The 18,988-nt window shown below is 56.6% G+C and carries 20 protein-coding genes; 17 read left to right on the top strand and 3 right to left on the bottom strand.

The genetic code is table 11. The features are described from left to right. Positions 1-22 precede the first annotated feature (22 nt). From fliD to FFS28_RS17730, 11 genes are all read left to right on the top strand, one after another. Positions 23-1,315 carry a flagellar filament capping protein FliD gene (gene fliD, locus FFS28_RS17680; protein WP_137903585.1) on the top strand — a complete coding sequence of 431 codons (1,293 nt, stop codon included), beginning with the start codon at positions 23-25 and terminating at the stop codon, positions 1,313-1,315. Between the two features lie 15 nt (positions 1,316-1,330). Next, the gene (fliS, locus tag FFS28_RS17685; RefSeq protein WP_042321138.1) at positions 1,331-1,729 is read left to right on the top strand and encodes a flagellar export chaperone FliS; all 399 of its coding nucleotides are present in this window, start codon (positions 1,331-1,333) and stop codon (positions 1,727-1,729) included. Further along, positions 1,722-2,030: a flagellar protein FliT gene (gene fliT, locus FFS28_RS17690; RefSeq protein ID WP_137903586.1), complete on the top strand. Its 309-nt coding sequence runs from the start codon at positions 1,722-1,724 to the stop codon at positions 2,028-2,030. The genes fliS and fliT overlap by 8 nt, the downstream gene beginning before the upstream one ends. Further along, entirely contained in the window at positions 2,027-3,085 is a 1,059-nt protein-coding gene (locus FFS28_RS17695; RefSeq protein ID WP_171007417.1) for a flagellar hook-length control protein FliK, read from the top strand. The genes fliT and FFS28_RS17695 overlap by 4 nt, the downstream gene beginning before the upstream one ends. 10 nt (positions 3,086-3,095) lie before the next feature. Next, positions 3,096-3,566 (top strand): flagellar basal body-associated FliL family protein, encoded by a 471-nt coding sequence (locus FFS28_RS17700; protein ID WP_058610871.1) that lies wholly within the window; start codon positions 3,096-3,098, stop codon positions 3,564-3,566. A gap of 13 nt (positions 3,567-3,579) precedes the next feature. Continuing rightward, entirely contained in the window at positions 3,580-4,281 is a 702-nt protein-coding gene (locus FFS28_RS17705) for a FliA/WhiG family RNA polymerase sigma factor (RefSeq protein WP_137903587.1), read from the top strand. A gap of 7 nt (positions 4,282-4,288) precedes the next feature. Further along, positions 4,289-5,152 carry a flagellar motor stator protein MotA gene (motA, locus tag FFS28_RS17710; protein WP_006177405.1) on the top strand — a complete coding sequence of 288 codons (864 nt, stop codon included), beginning with the start codon at positions 4,289-4,291 and terminating at the stop codon, positions 5,150-5,152. Continuing rightward, complete coding sequence (gene lafU, locus FFS28_RS17715; protein WP_058610873.1) at positions 5,152-6,072, top strand: putative lateral flagellar export/assembly protein LafU; 921 nt, start codon at positions 5,152-5,154, stop codon at positions 6,070-6,072. Before motA ends, lafU begins: the two co-directional genes overlap by 1 nt. Before the next feature lie 10 nt (positions 6,073-6,082). Next, on the top strand, positions 6,083-6,847 hold the full coding sequence (locus FFS28_RS17720) for a C40 family peptidase (protein WP_137903588.1): 765 nt from the start codon (positions 6,083-6,085) through the stop codon (positions 6,845-6,847). 80 nt (positions 6,848-6,927) lie between these two features. Then, positions 6,928-7,977 carry a plasmid segregation protein ParM domain-containing protein gene (gene parM / locus FFS28_RS17725; RefSeq protein ID WP_006177402.1) on the top strand — a complete coding sequence of 350 codons (1,050 nt, stop codon included), beginning with the start codon at positions 6,928-6,930 and terminating at the stop codon, positions 7,975-7,977. Beyond that, entirely contained in the window at positions 7,970-8,488 is a 519-nt protein-coding gene (locus tag FFS28_RS17730) for a hypothetical protein (RefSeq protein WP_058610876.1), read from the top strand. Before parM ends, FFS28_RS17730 begins: the two co-directional genes overlap by 8 nt. A gap of 55 nt (positions 8,489-8,543) precedes the next feature. Here FFS28_RS17730 and FFS28_RS17735 read toward each other — a convergent pair whose 3' ends face one another. Beyond that, positions 8,544-8,825, bottom strand: coding sequence for a YjcB family protein (locus FFS28_RS17735; RefSeq protein WP_042321134.1), 282 nt, complete (start codon positions 8,823-8,825; stop codon positions 8,544-8,546). 438 nt (positions 8,826-9,263) lie between these two features. Here FFS28_RS17735 and FFS28_RS17740 point away from each other — a divergent pair, with 438 nt between their 5' ends. Further along, positions 9,264-10,664 (top strand): GGDEF domain-containing protein, encoded by a 1,401-nt coding sequence (locus tag FFS28_RS17740; protein ID WP_137903589.1) that lies wholly within the window; start codon positions 9,264-9,266, stop codon positions 10,662-10,664. Between the two features lie 336 nt (positions 10,665-11,000). Continuing rightward, positions 11,001-12,566, top strand: coding sequence for a cyclic di-3',5'-guanosine monophosphate phosphodiesterase PdeC (gene pdeC / locus FFS28_RS17745; RefSeq protein ID WP_137903590.1), 1,566 nt, complete (start codon positions 11,001-11,003; stop codon positions 12,564-12,566). Between the two features lie 6 nt (positions 12,567-12,572). On the opposite strand, the gene soxS is transcribed toward pdeC, so the two are convergent. Next, positions 12,573-12,899 (bottom strand): superoxide response transcriptional regulator SoxS, encoded by a 327-nt coding sequence (gene soxS, locus FFS28_RS17750; protein WP_013095071.1) that lies wholly within the window; start codon positions 12,897-12,899, stop codon positions 12,573-12,575. A gap of 98 nt (positions 12,900-12,997) precedes the next feature. Here soxS and soxR point away from each other — a divergent pair, with 98 nt between their 5' ends. The 4 genes from soxR to FFS28_RS17770 all read left to right on the top strand — a co-directional run bounded on the left by soxR (position 12,998) and on the right by FFS28_RS17770 (position 17,936). Continuing rightward, on the top strand, positions 12,998-13,456 hold the full coding sequence (soxR, locus tag FFS28_RS17755; RefSeq protein WP_006177388.1) for a redox-sensitive transcriptional activator SoxR: 459 nt from the start codon (positions 12,998-13,000) through the stop codon (positions 13,454-13,456). 365 nt (positions 13,457-13,821) lie between these two features. Then, a complete protein-coding gene (locus FFS28_RS17760) occupies positions 13,822-14,493 on the top strand; it encodes a glutathione S-transferase family protein (protein ID WP_137903591.1) in 672 nt (223 codons plus the stop codon). Between the two features lie 296 nt (positions 14,494-14,789). After that, a complete protein-coding gene (gene ghxP, locus FFS28_RS17765) occupies positions 14,790-16,139 on the top strand; it encodes a guanine/hypoxanthine transporter GhxP (RefSeq protein ID WP_042321127.1) in 1,350 nt (449 codons plus the stop codon). Between the two features lie 150 nt (positions 16,140-16,289). After that, a complete protein-coding gene (locus FFS28_RS17770; RefSeq protein WP_137903592.1) occupies positions 16,290-17,936 on the top strand; it encodes a Na+/H+ antiporter in 1,647 nt (548 codons plus the stop codon). A 74-nt stretch (positions 17,937-18,010) separates the two neighbouring features. Here FFS28_RS17770 and FFS28_RS17780 read toward each other — a convergent pair whose 3' ends face one another. Next, entirely contained in the window at positions 18,011-18,898 is an 888-nt protein-coding gene (locus FFS28_RS17780) for a LysR family transcriptional regulator (RefSeq protein WP_137903593.1), read from the bottom strand. Between the last annotated feature and the right edge of the window lie 90 nt (positions 18,899-18,988).

The following is an 18,988-nucleotide window of genomic DNA, read 5'->3' on the forward strand; positions in this document are numbered from 1 at the left end:
GGTGCGAACGGAGAACATAAACATGGCAGATTTTAGCAGCATTGATCCCCAAGCTCTGGCTCAGACTCTGGCGTCATACGACATCATGTCTTTGCAAAACCAGTTGAAGACCAAAACCAGCACCATGAATTCCCAGAAGAAAGCCCTGGATGCCCTGAAAACGGCGCTGGGCGATTTTCGCACCGCGATGTCCGGGCTGAACGGAACCAACAGCGGCATGCTGAAAAACGCCGTCAGCATGAACCGGGAAGGCATTGCGAACATTACCGCAAACTCGAACGCGCTGAAGGGCACCTACAACATTGAGGTGACGCAACTTGCCTCTGCCCACCAGATCGGCTTTGACGGCATGACCGATGAGAGCATCAAAAATGCCACCGGCACCATGGACATTGAGCTGGGTGGCAAAACCCTCTCCGTCAATCTCGACGACATGGAAAGCCTGAGCGATCTGACCAAGGCCATCAACGGTAACGAGGATAACCCTGGCGTAACGGCGTCGCTGATCCGCGCCGACGGCAACGTCACGCTGATGTTGAGCAGCGATGAGAGCGGCTCAAAAAATACGATTTCCGTAGGTGGTACGGGCGGCTTCGATTCGAAGAACGCGAAGCTCATTTCTGAAGCATCCGATTCGAAGATCAAAATGGGTGATATGACCTTCACCAACAGCTCCAACACCCTGGATAAGCTGATTGACGGCGTCACGATTGAGCTCACCTCCCTGACAGAAGCGGGCAAACCGCTGACGGTCTCTGTGAATACCGACAATTCGGGCACCAAAGAGCAGCTTCAGACCTTTGTTGATGCTTACAACACGCTGCAGGACACGCTCACCAAGCTCACAAAAAGCGGCAACGGCGATGATGAAACGCGCGGCGCGTTTGCCGGTGACGCCACCATGTCCTCCCTCGATCGCGAGTTGAATGACGTGATGCGTCAGGTCTTTGGCGGCAAACGCATGTCCGATTTCGGCATTACGGCGGACAAAGACGGCAAGCTGGAGATCGACAGCAAAAAGCTGGACGACGCCATCAAGGCTGACCCGCAGACCCTCAACGATCTGTTCAACGGCAAAGAGGGGATGCTGAGCAAAATGGACAAGTCGCTTGACCGTTATCTCAACTCGACCAACGGGTTGCTGAAAGGCCGTCAGGACGTGCTTGATCGCCAGCAAAGCGACATCGACACCAAAACGGACGCCATGAACGCGCGTTACGAAAGCTCTTACAACCGCTATCTGAAGCAGTTCACGCAGCTGCAGAAGGCGATGTCACAGATGAACAACACCATGAGTATGTTTGGTTTAGCGTAAGGAATGACCGCTTTTATGTACGGGAACGAGCAGCAGGGCTTCGGCCATTATCAACAATCCGATCTGGCTATTCAGGCCGCCGCCGCCAATCCGCATCAGCTGGTGTTGATGCTGTTTAACGGCCTGATGGACGAACTGGTGCGGGCCAAAAGCCATATCGCCGCACGCCGCTTCGACCGCAAAGTGCAGAGCATTAACAAGTGCATCGATATTCTCAATGCCCTCACCAGCTCGCTGGATTTTGAGAAGGGCGGCGAGCTGGCGTTAAGCCTGGCCAACCTTTACGACTACTGCGTGTATCGGCTTTACGATGCCAGCCACAAGCTCTCCGTCGCAAGCATCGAAGAAGTGGAGGTGATCCTCGCTAACCTGCAGGACGGCTGGGAAAGAATGGGGACGCAGCAGAATGGATGATGTACAGGTCATGCGTTATCTGGCGCGTTCCCTGACTCATGCGGCCAGTCAGCACGACTGGCCGGCAATGCAGAACGTTGACGCCCAGATCGCTGCGCTGCTGGCCTCGCTGAAAGGCCAGACCCTGAGCGCGGAAAAACGCGAGGCGCTGGCTGACCTTCAGCAAACGCACGCCAACGTCAGCCGGTTCTGCCAGGCGCAAAGCGACGATCTGGAGCAGAAGATGGCGAGCGCGCGCCGTAATCGCGAAGGGGCGACCGCCTATGCGCTGTTTGCCGATGCTGAGGATAGGGGCCAATGAACCTGATGCTTTCACAGCTGACGCAGCTTCCCGTTGCCGCCGATCCGACCGACGTCGCGCCGGTGCAGCCCGCCGACGCCGGGGCTGCCGCTGTGCCCGAAAGTCAGGATGCGGCCAGCCAGGCCACACCTGTCTTTAACGACGCGCTGCTGAATATCGTTAATTCGCTGCTGGGCGGCGAGCAGCCGCGCGACAACGCCATGGTTCTGGCCGGCGTGAAAGCGAAAGACGACAGCGATGACGACCGGGACACGCAGTCCCCTGATGCACAAACGCTGGCGCAAAACCTGATCGGTTCGCCGCAGCAACTGCTGGATGCGCTGCTGATGGCCAGCCGGATGCCGGCGAAAACGCTTAACGCGACGCCGGAGAGCGTACCGCTACCCGGCGACAGGCTGAAGATGCAGAGTTTCGCCGTGGGCAATCCGCCCATTGCCACACCGCTGAAAGCCGTGCCGCAGCCGATGACCTTATCCCTCACGCCCGAGCCTGCAACGGATGCGGCGACCAAACCGGCGATGACGGAATTCACCAAAACGCTGGCAACAGTGCTGCCCGTGGCCGGGCAACCGACTGCCGTGCAGACCCCGTCCACCGTGACGGACAAACAGCCGGTTAACCTGCCGCCGATCAAGATGGACGCAGACGAAGCAAAGTGGGCGCAGCAGCTGCACAGCGCGCTTAACGATCGTCTGCAGATCCAGGTCCGAAACCAGGTTCAGCACGCCACGATCCGTCTGGATCCGCCGGAGATGGGCAAAGTGGATATCTCCCTGCAGATCGAAAACGGGCGCATGCAGGTGCATATCAGCGCCAGCAACGGTGAAACCTACCGCTCGCTCCAGCAGATCAGCAATGAGCTGCGCCAGAGCCTGACCGAGCAAAACTTTGTTCAGGTCAACGTGCAGGTCTCTTCCCAGTCGGGACAGCATCAGCAGCGACAGCAGCAGTCGGGCAGCGCTCAGGAAGCAAACCCGATGGCGGGCGCGGTGATAGACGCAGACGACGGCTTTACGACGGCTGACCACGACGATTCAGTACTACTTACGGTTTAAGCATACCCATATGACATTGAAGACTTTTTCTTTAGGGCTGGTTATTGCCCTTATCGCAGCAACGTTCGCCGCTGTACTCACCGTTGTGGGTACACACCTTCTGAGCCAGGACGAGCATAAACGCTCGGCCATCACCAGCCTCTTTACCTCTTCCGATGACGAGAGCGTGGTGGAGTTCGTAGAAATTAAAAACGTGGTCGTCACCTTAAAAAGCCGCGGCGATTCCGAGCGCTACCTGCTGCTTGAGCTGGCGCTGACCACGGGAAGCGCGGCCGATACGCACCGTGCCGAAGAGCTTTCACCCGCCATTCGCGGGGCGACCGTCAACCTGCTGTCGGCAATGGATTACGACGCCGTGCGCGCGATGAGCGTGGAAGTGCTGCGCGACAAGCTGATGAACGCCTATTCGGAACGCTTCAAGAGCCTGAATACGCGGATGCCGTTTAAGGACGTAATCATCAGCAAAATGGTTTTCCAGTAAGTAACGGCCGTTGATGGAAATGAATGATTTTATTGCGGATGACTCGCTGACCCCGGCGGATGAAGCGAAATACGTGAGCGCCTGGTTGCCCCTGGTACATCGCGTGGTGAAACAGCTCGCCTGGCAGACCAGCAGCGTCATGGACAGAGAGGATATGGAACAGATAGCCCTGATGGGGCTGCTGACCGCTCTGCGCCGCTATGGTCACCCGGACGAGCAGTTTGGAGCCTACGCCGCCCAGCGTATTCGCGGAGCGGTGCTGGATGAGCTGCGCGAGCTGGACTGGCGTCCGCGTCGGCTGCGACAGAAGAGCCATAAGCTAAACGACGCGATTCGCGAAGTGACCCGCAAGCTGGGCCGAACGCCGAGCTTTGAGGATCTGAGCACGCATCTTTCCATCACCGCCGAGGAGTACCACGAATACTTGCTGCTGGACTGTGCCAGGACGCTGGAAAGTCTCGATGAGTTATTGGGCGGAGATGCCCTGAACGGCACGCTAAATACCCGTTCGCTGGAGGACGAAATGGTCACCAGCGGGACGTTAAGGGCTGCGCTGGCAAGCCTTGATGAGCGCGAGCAGTTAATTCTCTCGCTCTATTACCAGCATGAGATGAGTTTGAAGGAGATCGCGTTAGTGCTCGACTTAACCGAGGCGCGCGTTTGTCAGCTCAATAAAAAGATCGCTCAAAAGATCCAGTGTTTTTTCCAGAAGTGAAAGGTATATGCAAAAGTTTCTCGGTATTTTCATCATTTTCGCCTGCGTCGTCGGCGGTTTTCTTATGTCCGGTGGGCGGCTGGCCTCGTTCTGGCAGCCCGGTGAGATCATCATCATTCTCGGTGCCGGTCTGGGCGCCATGGTGCTGGCTAACCCCAAGCCGGTGCTGGCGGAAATGTATCGCCAGTTTCGCGGCATTATGCGTAAAAACGAATACACCGATGAGTATCAGCGTCAGCTTCTGATGCTGCTGTTTGAACTGCTGGAGCTGGTGCAGGACGGCGGTCTGAAGGTGCTGGATGAACACATCGAAGTGCCAGAAAGCAGCCCGCTGTTCCAGAAGTACCCGCTGATTTTGCAAAACAAAGCCATCATCACCTTTATTGCGGATAACTTCCGCCTGATGGCGATGGGCAAAATCAACGAACACGAGCTGGAAGGGATCCTGGAGCAGGAGCTGGTGGCGATGGAAGAGAACCTGCTGCAGCCGTCCCGCTCGCTGCAGCGCACTGCGGAAGCGATGCCGGGCTTCGGGATCTGCGCGGCGGTACTGGGGATCATCATCACCATGCAGTCGATCGATGGTTCGATTGCGGTGATCGGCGTCAAAGTGGCGGCGGCACTGGTCGGCACCTTCCTCGGCGTGTTCTTCTGCTACTGCCTGATGGATCCCGTGGCGAACGCCATGGAGCAGCGGACCAAGAAGCAGATGGCGGTTATCGAGTGCGTGCGTACCGTGCTGGTCAACCACGTGGCCGGTAAACCCACGCTGCTGGCGGTGGATGCGGGGCGCAAAATGCTGCCGCTGGATTCAAAACCGACCTTCGCGACGCTGGACAGCTGGGTGAACCAAATGACGGGTGAATCCTGATGCGTGGCACTCGCGGTAAAGAACATACCACGATCATCAAACGCTCCTCGCGCAAAAGCCATGATACTTTTCATGGCGGCGCGTGGAAGGTGGCCTTTGCCGACTTCACCCTCGCCATGATGGCGCTGTTTATGGTGCTGTGGATCATGGGGGCGGTAACGGAGGAGGAGCGTAAAGAGATCGTTTCTCAGCTTAACGGCGAATCCATTTTTGACGGACAGACGCTGTCGCCCATCACCCAGCCTAACGGCGTGGGCGGCAAAATCGCGGTGACCGAAAAACGCGATCGCGGCGATCATAAGCACCCGCAGAAAGAGACGCCGACGCCAGCGGCGATGGCCAAAAGCGCCAGCCTCGACGACGTGAAGTCGCGTTCGCAGAACGAGATTGAAGATCTCGCCCGCATTATCATGAAAATCACGTCAGCCTATGATGCACAGTCAAACCTCAAAATTGAGATTGTGCCGCAAGGGTTGCGCATTCTGATCACCGACGATCAAAAACGCGAAATGTTCCAGCGCAGCAGCGCGATCTTAACGCCGTTCTTCAAACGCCTGTTAACCGAGTTTGCCCCGGCGCTGAACAAGATCGACAACAAGATCATCATTACCGGGCATACGGATGCCACGCGTTTTCGTGACCAGGATCTTTATAACAACTACAACCTGTCCGGCGAACGCGCAATGCAGGCGCGCAAAGTGCTGACCCATGCCGGGCTGGATCAGGACAAGGTGCTGCAGGTGAGCGGTATGGCGGATCAGATGCTTCTCGATCCGGCGAATCCGCTCAGCTCATCGAACAGGCGTATTGAGATCATGGTCCTGACCCACTCGGCCAGCGACTCGCTGTACCAGTTCTTTGGCCAGCACGGTGAAAAGGTCATCAAGCCGATCGTCGATAAACTCACGCAGCAGAACTAACGATTTTACGATGTTTACTCTGACCCCCCTTCAAAAAGCGGCCGGACTGGCCCTCGCCGCCGCGCTGATGATGGCGTGCAGCCCTTCCGTTCAGGCTGCGCCACGCAGTGAAAAAATGGCTGCCACCGAGAAGGAAAAGGCGGCCAAGGCCAGGATGCGCAACCGCGAAGCACTGCTGAAAAAGAGCCGCGTGCGCCTGGCGGTGGTGCCTGTCACGCCGGAACAGAAGCGGCGTGAAAGCGAAAAACGTCGCCTTGAGCGCGCAGAAAACCGCGAGCTGCTGGCGATGCACAAGCGCTGGCAGCCCGGAAAGCTGTCCACTGACATGATCTGGGAACCGCTGCCGGGCGAGAAGATCAGCCCGCGCCTGCAGGCCTCGCTTATACAGGTGATTCACCTGTTGCAGCAGCAGCTTGGCAAACCCTACGTCTGGGGCGGCGAGACGCCGGAGCAGGGGTTCGACTGTAGCGGTCTGGTGTTCTACGCCTTTAACCCGGTACTGAGCCGCACCCTGCCGCGCACGGCCAACGGGATGTTCCAGGACCGCACGCTGCGCCCGATCAAACAAGAGAAACTGCGTCGCGGCGACCTGGTCTTTTTCAACATTAGCCAGCGCCCGGGGGCCGATCACGTCGGCGTTTACCTGGGCGACGGACAATTTATCGAAGCGCCGCGCACCGGTCTGAATATCCGCGTGAGCCAGCTTTCCGACAGCTTCTGGCAGGACCACTACCTCGGTGCCCGCCGGATATTAACTGAAGAGGCCGTCCTGTAACGGCCTGACGCTGAATACCCCCTCAAGGTATGCGCCGCCAGGGATGGCCCTCCTGTATAAAGATTGACTGAGAGACTTGTATGAACCAGACGCGTAAAAAATTTGCCATTGATGATGGCTCCACCAACGTCAAAATCAGCTGGATTGAGAATGGCACGCTGAAAACCGTGGTCTCGCCCAACTCCTTCCGTAAAGACTGGAAGAGCGCGGCGCTGCTGCGCGGCCAGGCGGTGCATAACTACACCATCGGCACCACCAAATACACCTACGACGCCACCTCGGATAAGGCGCTGTCGACCACCCATATCGACTATCAGTACGACGATCTGAACCTGCTGGCGGTACACCACGCGCTGCTGCAAACCGGCGTGACCCCGTGTGACGTTGAAGTGATTGTGACGCTGCCGATCACCCAGTTCTATAACCCGGACGACTGCCAGCGCAATGAAGATCGCATTGAGGCGAAACGTCAGAACCTGATGCGCGATATTACGCTCAACAAGGGCGAGTTGTTCCGTATCGTCGACGTTCAGGTGATGCCGGAAAGCCTGCCAGCCGCGCTGTCGCATCTGCTGAATTCCAGCGTTAACGAATTCACAAAATCGCTGGTGGTGGACTGCGGTGGCACCACCCTGGATATGGGCATCGTCGTGGGGGAGTTTGATGATGTTTCCGCCATTTACGGTAACAATGAAATTGGCGTGGCGATGGTCACGGACGCGACGCGCAAGCTGCTCGCCGCCGCCGACAGCGACTCAAGCTACCTGGTGGCGAATGAGCTGATCAAACGCCGTCACGACCTCGACTTCGTGAAAAGCGTCATTAACGACGAATCGCGTATCGACGAGATCCTCGAAAAAATCGACATCAAGATTCAGGAGCTGGGCGATCAGGTGGCGTATGAGGCGAAGAAATTTGCCAAAAACCCGAACCGCGTTTACCTGGTGGGTGGCGGTGCGCATCTGATTGAAGGCGCGATTCGGGAAGCGTACGCCACCCTTGGCGACCGCGTGGTCACTATCGACAACCCGCAAAGCGCGCTGTCGCGCGAAATTTGCCTCTATCACTCGGACGCGGGCGCGCAGACCATCGATGAACCGTTAATGGCCGAGGTGGGCGAGGATGCATAAGGGGCAGATCCGCCGCGTTAACCTCTCCCTTCACCTGACGCCGGAACAGTCGCACGCGGATCGGCGTGCGATGCAGCAGCTGCAAAAATGGCATCAGTCGGTAAACCAGGCAGACAGCGTTGACGATGCCAACATGGCTATCCGTGGTTTTCATCGTGACGTCTACCTGGCCGGTTTGCAGCTGTTTCTGTTAGATCCGGCGCTCTGCCACCATGTGGCGGAGTCGCTGGGGCGCGAAAATCTCACGCTCAGTGCGCTTCTGGGCGAGCTTCAGCCCGCGCCGGAAAAGCAGGAGGAGCCATCCGCACAGCTGATGGAACTGCAAAAAATTCGTGAGGAGGTCGCCGCGCTTAAACCTCTGATGGAACAGCACAAACTCGCACTGCAGCAGCTACGCATGGCGGCAAAGACCGCCAGCGCGCCAGCGCCCGAACGCGATAACGTTGAAGTGAGCAAGGTTGACGCACCGGTAGAGAAAATGCAGAAGATCCGCCAGAAAGGGATCTTCTGAGGCGAGGTCCCTTTGTCTGAACATCGTCAGTGATGGGGGCAAAGGGAAACGCGGATCAGGTAATGACGACCGGCCAGTCGGGTGGGGTATGGCTCATGGCTTCTACCATCACCACTTTAACGTTTTCCCAGATGGCGGCGATATCCAGCAGGGTGATGCCAAGCAGCCCCGTAGCGAACCAGCAGGCCGCGCCGACGCCCAGCAGGGTGCTGATCACCGCGAGACCGGCGTAGTCAGATTTACGAAACTGAATATTCAGCGTGCTGGCTAAAAACATCAATACCGCACTGCACAAGGGCCAGCGCAGGAGAACCATGCTGGTTGTAATGGTTGCCATAAAACCCATCCTCAAAACAGACGAACTACACTGAAACAGTGTCTTGCGTTACATAATATGTGTGAACTATATCACGTTTGTAGATTTATTCGCCAGCCTCGGGTGGGTAAAAAGCGGGTATTTATAACCAGTGAAAATATATCTTCGCAGGAGCAGCAGGCCATTTCTCCTTCTCTTTATAATAAATTCATCAGGATAGCCAAAGTGCGGCAATAACCCGTAAGGTGTATAACGTTTACAGTAGTTGACCTATGGATTATGCTTGAGTGGATAAATAAATGTACCAGCGGCAAATACGTCAGATTGATGATTTATTTGGCTTTTTTATTATTTCGTACCTTTTCATTTACACTCAGCCCTTATTTGACCATTCGGTTTATTCTTTTTCTTATCTGATTTGCTGTGGTTGCTATTTCATTAATGACCTGCGAAAAAAAGATGAAAGAAAAAAGAAACAAGATTGTTAATGACAGCATGCAGGCGCTGCACGCTCTGGCAAAACTGATCCCTCAACTTAACGCACAGTGTTCCCTGGCGGAGATGCTGAAAACCATCAACGGCGCGCTGGGCTCGACGCTCGCCTGGGTCAGCGTTGACGGGGAAGGGGTGCAGCGGGTGGTGAGCGCAGGTGAGGTCACCTGCCACCCCTTTGAAGTGGCGGATTTTCTTGCCAGCACATTGCTGCAACGCCATCATCGCGCCTGGCGCGTGATCTACTGGAAAGAAAACATTGGTCGGGCGCACTTCGCCCCGCAGCATCCGGGCTGTGCACAATTGCAGAGCGGGGTGCTCTGCAAACTCTCAACCCGGCACGGGCAGTGCAGCGGGTATTTCTTTCTGGCGTTCGATGAAAAACTGTCTGCTTTGCCGATCCTGAAAAATATTGTGGCGCTGCTGGTCGAAAAATTAAAAGACTACTTTGAAGAGATGCTTGCCCGTGAAAAAACGGCGCAGGAAATGCAGCGGGTCGTCACGCAATATAAAACCCTGTTTGAACGTGCCCCGGTGTTAATGAACGCGTTCGACAGGCATAACCGCTGCGTCTTATGGAACGCAGAGTGTGAAAAGGTGTTCGGCTGGAGCAGGGCAGAAATTGCGGCCCATGCGGACCCGCTAACGTTGTTTTATCCCGATCCGGACGAGCGACGGCGGGTCAGAGAGTCGGTTCATCACTCGCCGCTAAAAGACATGTATGAATGGCATCCGGTACGCAAGGACGGCACGCCGCTCACCATCCTCTGGTCGAACATCCTGCTGCCGGACAACTCCATTCTCAATATTGGCCTCGACATCACCGAACGTAAAAAAGCCGAGCAGCGGCTGGCCGTGAAGGCGACCACTGACGATCTCACCGGCTGCCTTAACCGTTCCGCCATTTTGCACCAGCTGAAAATGGCGCTGGCGGTGAACTCCCGTCACGATCCCCGCAGCCATTTCTGCGTGCTGATGTTCGACCTGGATTACTTTAAGCAGATTAACGATGAGTGGGGTCATCAGGTGGGCGATGCGGCGCTGCGCCATTTCTGCGACTGCATTCGCGCGCTCAGCCCGGCGGATTCGCTGCTGGGGCGCGTGGGCGGTGAAGAGTTTTTGCTTCTGCTGGCAAGGGGCAACGGGGAGGCGGCCACGCTGTTGTCTGCCCGGTTACGGACGATGCTTAGCAGCAAACCTCTGCAGGTGGGCAATAAAAGCCTGGTGCTCTCCTTTAGCGCGGGCGTGGTCGAGGTGTGTCTGGGACAACGCGACTCATCGGCGTTACTCACGCGAGCCGATAAAGCATTATATGATGCCAAACGTACGGGAAGAGGAAAAACCGTGGTGGCGTCAGATTATTTATAACGCAACGCATTAACGCCGTGCGTGCAAATAACGCCACATTTATGTTCAGGCTGTACTTTTTTCATGCTGACGTCAGTTGTTTTAATCAACGATCCCCGGCTGTGTTATCTTAAACGTCCTGCTTTTGGTGGATAATTATTTTCCTTAATTGAAACGGAACGAATTCCTTCAGTTTGGCTTACGGGAAAATATTATCGTCATAACGATTTTTAAGATTTTTAATACGAAAAGTCAGTTGCTAACTTCGCATGATTCATGCAACGTAATCACCTGTTTGTCAAAGCATCCGGCCTTCAGTACTACAGGCGTACAACATGCAGGGATATAGGGCGGGAAATGAATCGTAGCGCGCGGCGCAAGATGCTCAGGGTGGTAGGGATCATCATGGTAGTTATGCTGCCGGTGATGCTTGCGCTATGGTTTGCCCAGCTCAGAGCCGTGTCGGAGACCACCAGCCAGCTGCGCACCTTTGCCGAACTGGCGCTGGATAAAACCGAGCTGGTGATTCAACAGGTTGATTTAACCCGGGACGATGCCGAAAAATATCAGGGAGAGCGGTGTACCCCTGCGCATCGTCAATATATGTTGAATGTTGTTCGCGCCCGCCTCTTCGTCGCTGATTTAATTTATGCCGAGGGGCAAAATTTTCTCTGTTCGACCGTATTAACCCCAGACCAGCCTTACGCTATCCCCACCGCCAATTTCATCCGTAAACCCGACGTCGCTATCTATTATTATCGCGATACGCCCTTTTTCCCGGGCTATAAAATGACGTATATGCAGCGGGGAAATTATGTGGTGGTGGTCAATCCGCTTTTTTACAGCGAAGTGATGTCATCCGACCATTCATTGTTGTGGGGGATGTATGACACGGTCACCAATGCATTATTTTCCGTCAGCGCAAAAGCGGATATTTCATTATTAAATTCGGTGATTGGCGATAAGGAATCGGCATTTCAAAAAGATGACCGCTTCTATACGATCGTCAAATCTGAAAAAAGACCTATAGCGGCGATTGTGTCCACATCCACTGCCCGCTTTTATGAAACGCTTTATCACCAGGCAACCCTGACGCTGCCGCTGGGCATGATCTGCAGCCTGATTATTCTGCTGGTCTGGTCGCGTACCCACCGTGAATTCAACTCTCCGGGGCGATTGCTCCATCGGGCGCTCAATAAACGCCAGCTTTGCGTGCACTACCAGCCGATTATCGATATTAAAAATAATCAGTGCGTCGGTGCGGAGGCGCTGCTGCGCTGGCCGGGATTTAACGGGCAGGTGATGAGCCCGGCAGAGTTCATCCCGCTGGCTGAAAAAGAGGGGATGATCGAACGCATCACGGACTACGTCGTGGAAGAGGTCTTTAGCGATCTCGGACACTACCTGGCAAACCATCCGCAGCTGTATATCTCGATTAACCTTTCGGCATCGGACTTCCACTCCTCGCGGCTGATCGCCATGATCTCTGACAAAGCCAGATACTTCGCCGTGCGCGCGCAGCAGATCAAAATCGAGGTGACGGAGCGCGGGTTTATCGATGTGCCGAAAACCACGCCGGTGATCCAGGCCTTCCGCCAGGCGGGCTATGAGGTGGCAATCGATGATTTCGGCACCGGCTATTCCAACCTGCACAACCTCTATTCCCTGAACGTCGATATTCTGAAAATTGATAAATCCTTTATCGATACCTTAGCCACCAACAGCACCAGCCACCTGATTGCCGAGCACATCATCGAAATGGCGCAGAGCCTGCGTCTGAAAACCATTGCGGAAGGGGTGGAGACGGCAGAGCAGGTGAGCTGGCTGTTAAAGCGCGGCGTGCAGTATTGTCAGGGATGGCACTTCGCGAAAGCGATGCCGCCGCAGGAGTTTATCTCCTGGCAGCAGCAACCTCTGGGCTAACACGCCTTAGTTCAGCTGGTGGCGATAATCGCTCGGCGTGCGGTCAAATTCGCGGCGGAAGACGCGGGAAAAGGTCTGCTGTGACACGTATCCCAGATCCATCGCGATATCAAAAATGGGCCGCTGCGTAGAGCGTAGCGCCTGCGCCGCCAGCAGTAATCTGCGCTGGCGGATGTACTCACCCAGCGTCTGGTGCATGACGGTGCGGAACATTCTCTGTAAGTACCATTTTGAATAGCCCGACTTCTTTGCGACCACATCAATGTTCAACGGTTGGTCGATATGTTCATCAATCCATTCAATAAGTGTCTGAATAATTTGCTGATGCGACATAAGGTTGCCCCTCTGTAGATACATCTATCTCGGTTAATTCGTCGTTTTCTCTGCGGGGGAGTATAATTCCTCAAGTTAACTTGAGGTAAAGAGGTTTTATGGAAAAGAGATTGCCGCGAATAAAAGCGTTGTTAACCCCCGGAGAAGTGGCTAAGCGAAGCGGCGTGGCGGTATCGGCGCTCCACTTCTATGAAAGCAAAGGGTTAATTAAAAGCATCCGCAATGCGGGTAACCAGCGGCGCTACACTCGCGACGTGCTGCGCTATGTGGCGATTATCAAAATAGCGCAACGTATCGGCATCCCCCTGGCGACCATCGGCGATGCCTTTGGCGTGTTGCCGGAAGGCCACTCTCTCAGCCCAAAAGAGTGGAAGGAGCTGTCATCCCAGTGGCGGGAGGAGCTTGACCGGCGCATCCACACCCTGGTGGCCCTGCGTGATGAACTGGACGGGTGCATTGGCTGCGGGTGTCTGTCGCGCAGCGATTGCCCGTTGCGTAACCCTGGCGACAGGCTGGGCGAGCAGGGCACAGGGGCGCGATTGCTGGAGGAGGAGTGAATGCGTGCGTTCGCCGGGTGGCGCTTCGCTTACCCGGCCTGCGTTATGCCCGCAATCCTCAATCCCGGCGCCGCCACCCGGCAAAATCCCGTACGCAGAAAGAACTAAAGCGCCACAGGAGGGCGCTTTAGTTTATTCCCGGTCTTTGTCTTTCTCTCTATCCCGCTGGTTCACAGGAGGGTTTCCCCCGACATCAGCACCCCTCGTGTCGAGCAAGTTGGGTGAGGTTCCGGTTTGTGCTGACACTTTAATTCTACCCAGGCCCGGCTATTTCGCCAGCGCAGCTGAACGCTTTTTAGCCGAAATTTTTTCGCGATGTTGTTCGATTTTCTATAGTTAAAAGTGATCATTCACAGGAGAAGACGATGCTAAAGGTCCACCATCTTAACCAGTCGCGTTCACATCGGGTCATCTGGGCGCTTGAAGAGCTCTCTCTGCCCTATGAGATTGTTCACTACCAGCGTGAAAAGACGATGCTGGCACCCGAGTCGCTCAAAAAAGTGCATCCGCTGGGGAAATCGCCGGTGCTGGAAGATAACGGCCTGATTCTGGCGGAATCAGGCGCGATCCTCGAATACCTGCAGGAAACCTACGATGCTGATTCCCGGCTCAAGCCGCAGGATGCCGCCGACAAGGTGCAGTACCGCTTCTGGCTGCATTATGCCGAAGGCTCGCTGATGCCGCTGCTCCTGATGAAGCTGGTTTTCAACAGCCTCGGCAAACCGCCGGTGCCGTTTGGTCTGCGAACGCTGGGTAAAGCGCTGGGGCAGGGGGTACAAAAAGCCTATCTCAACCGCCAGCTGGAAACCCACGCGCGCTTTATCGAATCCCATCTTGCGCAACACAGCTGGTTTGCCGGGGAGACGCTGAGCATGGCCGATATTCAGATGAGCTTCCCGATCTTTGCCCTGCTGTCGCGAGGCGGCATTGAAAACCTGCCGCACACCCGGGCGTGGAAAGCGAAAGTTGAGAACCTCCCGGCCTGGCAGAGAACCCTCGAAAAAGGCGGGCCGCTGACCCTTCCCGGTGACGCGTAGCTGTTACGAAAATGCGCATCCACGGTAACGTTTGCGCATCCTCTGCTTATTTCTTCGGCGACATACGCGAAAATTAGTCCAAAACGAGAAAGTTCAGTTGAAAAGGGCGGGGATTAGGCTAGATAATCGTTTGCCTTAAATTGACCACCCGTTTTGTAAGCGCGGAGCTAAACGTTTGCTTTTTTTGTGACGCCCCTTTCGTCGCAAACGTAGCACAAGGATTTGACGTTTAGCTGGCAGTGGAGTCTCCACCACGTTTGCAGGCGATCTAAAAAAATTCTCAGGGGATGTTTTCTATGTCTACGCCATCTGCGCGTACCGGCGGTTCGCTTGACGCCATGTTTAAAATTTCTGCGCGCGGCAGCACCGTGCGTCAGGAAGTCGTTGCCGGTCTGACCACGTTTCTGGCGATGGTTTACTCCGTCATCGTTGTGCCGGGCATGCTGGGCAAGGCGGGCTTCCCGCCAGCGGCTGTCTTTGTTGCCACCTGCCTCGTGGCGGGCGTTGGTTCTATCGTCATGGGCCTGTGGGCGAACCTGCCGCTGGCTATCGGCTGCGCCATCTCGCTGACCGCCTTTACCGCGTTCAGCCTGGTGCTGGGTCAACACATTAGCGTACCGGTCGCCCTCGGCGCCGTGTTCCTGATGGGCGTGCTGTTTACCATTATCTCCGCAACCGGTATTCGTAGCTGGATTTTGCGCAACCTGCCGCAGGGCGTGGCGCACGGCACCGGTATCGGTATCGGCCTGTTCCTGCTGCTGATTGCCGCAAACGGCGTTGGCCTGGTGATCAAGAACCCGCTGGACGGCCTGCCGGTTGCGCTGGGCAACTTCGCCAGCTTCCCGGTGATCATGTCCCTGGTGGGGCTGGCGGTGATTATTGGTCTGGAAAAACTGAAAGTGCCTGGCGGCATTCTGCTGACCATTATCGGTGTGTCCATTGTTGGCCTGATCTTCGACCCGACCGTGCACTTCTCCGGCATTTTTGCCATGCCGTCGCTGAGCGATGACAACGGTAACTCCCTGATTGGCAGCCTGGATATCGTGGGCGCACTGAACCCGGTGATCCTGCCAAGCGTGCTGGCGCTGGTGATGACGGCGGTGTTTGATGCCACCGGGACCATCCGCGCGGTCGCCGGTCAGGCGAACCTGCTGGATAAAGACGGCCAGATTATTGATGGCGGCAAAGCGCTGACGACTGACTCCCTGAGCAGCGTCTTCTCCGGTCTGGTTGGGGCGGCCCCGGCAGCGGTGTACATTGAGTCCGCAGCGGGCACGGCGGCAGGCGGTAAAACCGGCCTGACGGCGATCACCGTGGGCGTGCTGTTCCTGCTGATCCTGTTCCTCTCTCCGCTCTCCTACCTGGTGCCTGCTTACGCAACCGCACCGGCGCTGATGTACGTCGGCCTGCTGATGCTGAGCAACGTGGCGAAAATCGACTTTGCCGATTTCGTGGATGCCATGTCTGGCCTTATTACCGCAGTGTTCATCGTGCTGACCTGCAACATCGTGACCGGTATCATGATCGGCTTCGCGTCGCTGGTCATTGGTCGTCTGGTTTCCGGCGAGTGGCGCAAGCTGAACATCGGCACCGTGGTGATCGCCATCGCGCTGGTGGCGTTCTACGCAGGCGGCTGGGCCATCTGATTTGTCTTTTCCTGCGAAAACGGGTGGCCCAGGCCGCCCGTTTTTATTTTCAGAACTCATCTCGTTGCCTTTTGCGTTACTCTGGAGAGGATAGACTGAAAGGCACGACGCCTTTTGAGGTACATAAGCAACACAGCAAACAGGGAACGCATGGAAATCTTCTTCACAATACTCATCATGATCCTGGTGGTTTCGTTATCGGGGGTGGTCACACGCGTACTGCCCTTCCAGCTACCGCTTCCACTTATGCAAATTGCTATCGGCGCGCTGCTGGCGTGGCCGACGTTTGGCCTGCACGTCGAGTTCGACCCCGAGCTGTTCCTCGTGCTGTTTATTCCGCCGCTGCTGTTCGCCGATGGCTGGAAAACGCCGACCCGCGAATTCCTTGAGCACGGGCGAGAGATCTTCGGCCTGGCGCTGGCGCTGGTGGTGGTCACCGTGGTCGGGATTGGCTACCTGATCTACTGGACAGTGCCGGGCATTCCGCTTATTCCGGCCTTTGCGCTGGCGGCCGTGCTCTCGCCAACCGATGCCGTGGCGCTGTCAGGCATTGTCGGCGAAGGCCGTATTCCGAAGAAAATCATGGGCATTTTGCAGGGCGAGGCGCTGATGAACGACGCCTCTGGCCTGGTCGCCCTGAAGTTTGCCGTGGCAGTCGCGATGGGGACGATGGTCTTCACCGTGGGTGGTGCGACCATGGAATTCTTTAAGGTGGCGATCGGCGGTATTCTGGCGGGCTTCGTGGTGAGCTGGCTGTATGGCCGTTCGCTGCGCTTCCTCAGCCGCTGGGGCGGCGATGAGCCGGCCACCCAGATCGTGCTGCTGTTCCTGCTGCCGTTTGCCTCTTACCTGATTGCCGAACACATTGGCGTGTCGGGCATTCTGGCGGCGGTTGCGGCGGGGATGACCATCACCCGCTCCGGCGTGATGCGCCGCGCGCCGCTGGCGATGCGTCTGCGCGCCAACAGCACCTGGGCGATGCTGGAATTTGTCTTTAACGGCATGGTGTTCCTGCTGTTGGGCCTGCAACTGCCGGGCATTCTGGAGTCGTCGCTGGTGGCGGCAGAAGCTGACCCTAACGTCGAAACCTGGATGCTGTTCACCGATATCGTGCTGATCTACCTGGCGCTGATGCTGGTGCGTTTCGGCTGGCTGTGGACGATGAAGAACTTCAGCATGCGCTTCCTGAAGAAAAAGCCGATGGAGTTCGGTTCATGGTCCACCCGCGAGTTGCTGATCGCCTCCTTTGCGGGCGTGCGCGGGGCGATTACCCTCGCCGGTGTGCTCTCCATTCCGCTGCTGCTGCCCACGGGCGACGTCTTCCCGGCGCGTTACGAGCTGGTCTTCCTGGCGGCGGGCGTGATCCTGTTCTCGCTGTTTGTCGGGGTGATCATGCTGCCGATGCTGCTCCAGCATATTGATGTCGGTGACTCTGGCCAGCAGCACAAAGAGGAGCGGATTGCCCGCGCAGCGACGGCCGAAGTGGCGATTGTGGCGATCCAGAAGATGGAGGAGCGCCTTGCCGCAGACAGCGAAGAGAACATTGATAACCAGCTGCTGACCGAGGTGAGTTCCCGCGTGATCGGTAATTTGCGCCGCCGCGCGGACGGACGTAACGACGTGGAAAGCTCGCTGCAGGAAGAGAACCTGGAGCGCCGGTTCCGCCTGGCGGCGCTGCGCTCCGAGCGCGCCGAGCTGTATCACCTGCGCGCCACGCGCCAGATCAGCAACGAGACGCTGCAAAAGCTGCTGCACGATCTGGACCTGCTGGAAGCGCTGTTGATAGAGAATCAGTAGCGTTTTGCCCGGTGGCGCTGCGCTTACCGGGCCTACAAGTCCTGTAGGCCGGGTAAGGCGAAGCCGCCACCCGGCTATTCAGGCGGCATCCAAAACCCCTCGCAGCATTTCAGCCACGCCTGCGCGCTGTGCGACAAATAGACCCCTTCGCGCCAAATCATGCCCAGCTGCCAGTGCAGCTCGCTCTCCAGCGGGATCCAGCGCAGGGTGTTTTTATCCAGCCGTTCGCAAATGGGCTGCGGCAGGATCGCAATCCCCACGCCCGCCTGCACCATCGCCGCCAGAAAATCCCACTGGCCGCTGCGCACCGCGATGCGCGGCTTGACGTTATGCTGCTGAAACAGCGCCATCAGCTGGCGGCTGAGCGCGAAATCTTCGTTGTAGATCAAAAGCGGATGCTCGCCGAGCTGCTCGGGTTTCACCGAGTCGATGTGCAGCCATTCACCGGAACGTGGCACCAGCACGCACAGCGGATGGCTGAACAGGGGCAGCGTCGCCAGACCACTCTCCTCCTCAACCGGCAGCGCCGTCATCGCCACGTCCAGTTCGCCGTTGGTCACGGCCTGCTGCACCGTCAGGCCGCCAAACTCGGAAATTTTAAGCTCCACGCCGGGGTAGCGTTGGCGAAACAGGCTGATGGGCCCGGCCATCATCATGCCGACCATCGGCGGAATGCCCAGGCGCAGCAGCCCCTTCGTCAGGTGATTGATATCTCCCAGCTCCGCTTCCAGCTGGCGGAACTCCGCGAGGATCGCCAGCCCGCGCTCAAACACCACGCGCCCGGTGTCGGTCAGCAGAAGCTTGCGCCCGTCGCGGATAAGCAGGGTACAGTTCAGTTCATCTTCAAGGTTTTTTAGCATCTTGCTGATGGTGGGCTGGGTGACAAATAACTTCTCCGCTGCGCGGGTAAAACTTTGCTGGCGAACCACTTCGACAAAATAGCGCAGCGTTCTTATGTCCATGATTATTCCTCGGAACTATACCTTCGATGATTTTAATTCATTTCTGCCCGGGGCGTGCGCTCACTATACTGGCGCTCCGTCTCATTTTTG

This window comes from Enterobacter sp. 2VL (assembly GCF_005503595.1).
Classification (GTDB): Bacteria; Pseudomonadota; Gammaproteobacteria; order Enterobacterales; family Enterobacteriaceae; genus Enterobacter; species Enterobacter cancerogenus.

Coding starts and splice junctions, on each gene's coding strand:
- fliD (WP_137903585.1), top strand. CDS start 23: ATGGCAGATTTTAGCAGCATTGATCCCCAAGCTCTGGCTCAGACTCTG.
- fliS (WP_042321138.1), top strand. CDS start 1,331: ATGTACGGGAACGAGCAGCAGGGCTTCGGCCATTATCAACAATCCGAT.
- fliT (WP_137903586.1), top strand. CDS start 1,722: ATGGATGATGTACAGGTCATGCGTTATCTGGCGCGTTCCCTGACTCAT.
- FFS28_RS17695 (WP_171007417.1), top strand. CDS start 2,027: ATGAACCTGATGCTTTCACAGCTGACGCAGCTTCCCGTTGCCGCCGAT.
- FFS28_RS17700 (WP_058610871.1), top strand. CDS start 3,096: ATGACATTGAAGACTTTTTCTTTAGGGCTGGTTATTGCCCTTATCGCA.
- FFS28_RS17705 (WP_137903587.1), top strand. CDS start 3,580: ATGGAAATGAATGATTTTATTGCGGATGACTCGCTGACCCCGGCGGAT.
- motA (WP_006177405.1), top strand. CDS start 4,289: ATGCAAAAGTTTCTCGGTATTTTCATCATTTTCGCCTGCGTCGTCGGC.
- lafU (WP_058610873.1), top strand. CDS start 5,152: ATGCGTGGCACTCGCGGTAAAGAACATACCACGATCATCAAACGCTCC.
- FFS28_RS17720 (WP_137903588.1), top strand. CDS start 6,083: ATGTTTACTCTGACCCCCCTTCAAAAAGCGGCCGGACTGGCCCTCGCC.
- parM (WP_006177402.1), top strand. CDS start 6,928: ATGAACCAGACGCGTAAAAAATTTGCCATTGATGATGGCTCCACCAAC.
- FFS28_RS17730 (WP_058610876.1), top strand. CDS start 7,970: ATGCATAAGGGGCAGATCCGCCGCGTTAACCTCTCCCTTCACCTGACG.
- FFS28_RS17735 (WP_042321134.1), bottom strand. CDS start 8,825: ATGGCAACCATTACAACCAGCATGGTTCTCCTGCGCTGGCCCTTGTGC.
- FFS28_RS17740 (WP_137903589.1), top strand. CDS start 9,264: ATGAAAGAAAAAAGAAACAAGATTGTTAATGACAGCATGCAGGCGCTG.
- pdeC (WP_137903590.1), top strand. CDS start 11,001: ATGAATCGTAGCGCGCGGCGCAAGATGCTCAGGGTGGTAGGGATCATC.
- soxS (WP_013095071.1), bottom strand. CDS start 12,899: ATGTCGCATCAGCAAATTATTCAGACACTTATTGAATGGATTGATGAA.
- soxR (WP_006177388.1), top strand. CDS start 12,998: ATGGAAAAGAGATTGCCGCGAATAAAAGCGTTGTTAACCCCCGGAGAA.
- FFS28_RS17760 (WP_137903591.1), top strand. CDS start 13,822: ATGCTAAAGGTCCACCATCTTAACCAGTCGCGTTCACATCGGGTCATC.
- ghxP (WP_042321127.1), top strand. CDS start 14,790: ATGTCTACGCCATCTGCGCGTACCGGCGGTTCGCTTGACGCCATGTTT.
- FFS28_RS17770 (WP_137903592.1), top strand. CDS start 16,290: ATGGAAATCTTCTTCACAATACTCATCATGATCCTGGTGGTTTCGTTA.
- FFS28_RS17780 (WP_137903593.1), bottom strand. CDS start 18,898: ATGGACATAAGAACGCTGCGCTATTTTGTCGAAGTGGTTCGCCAGCAA.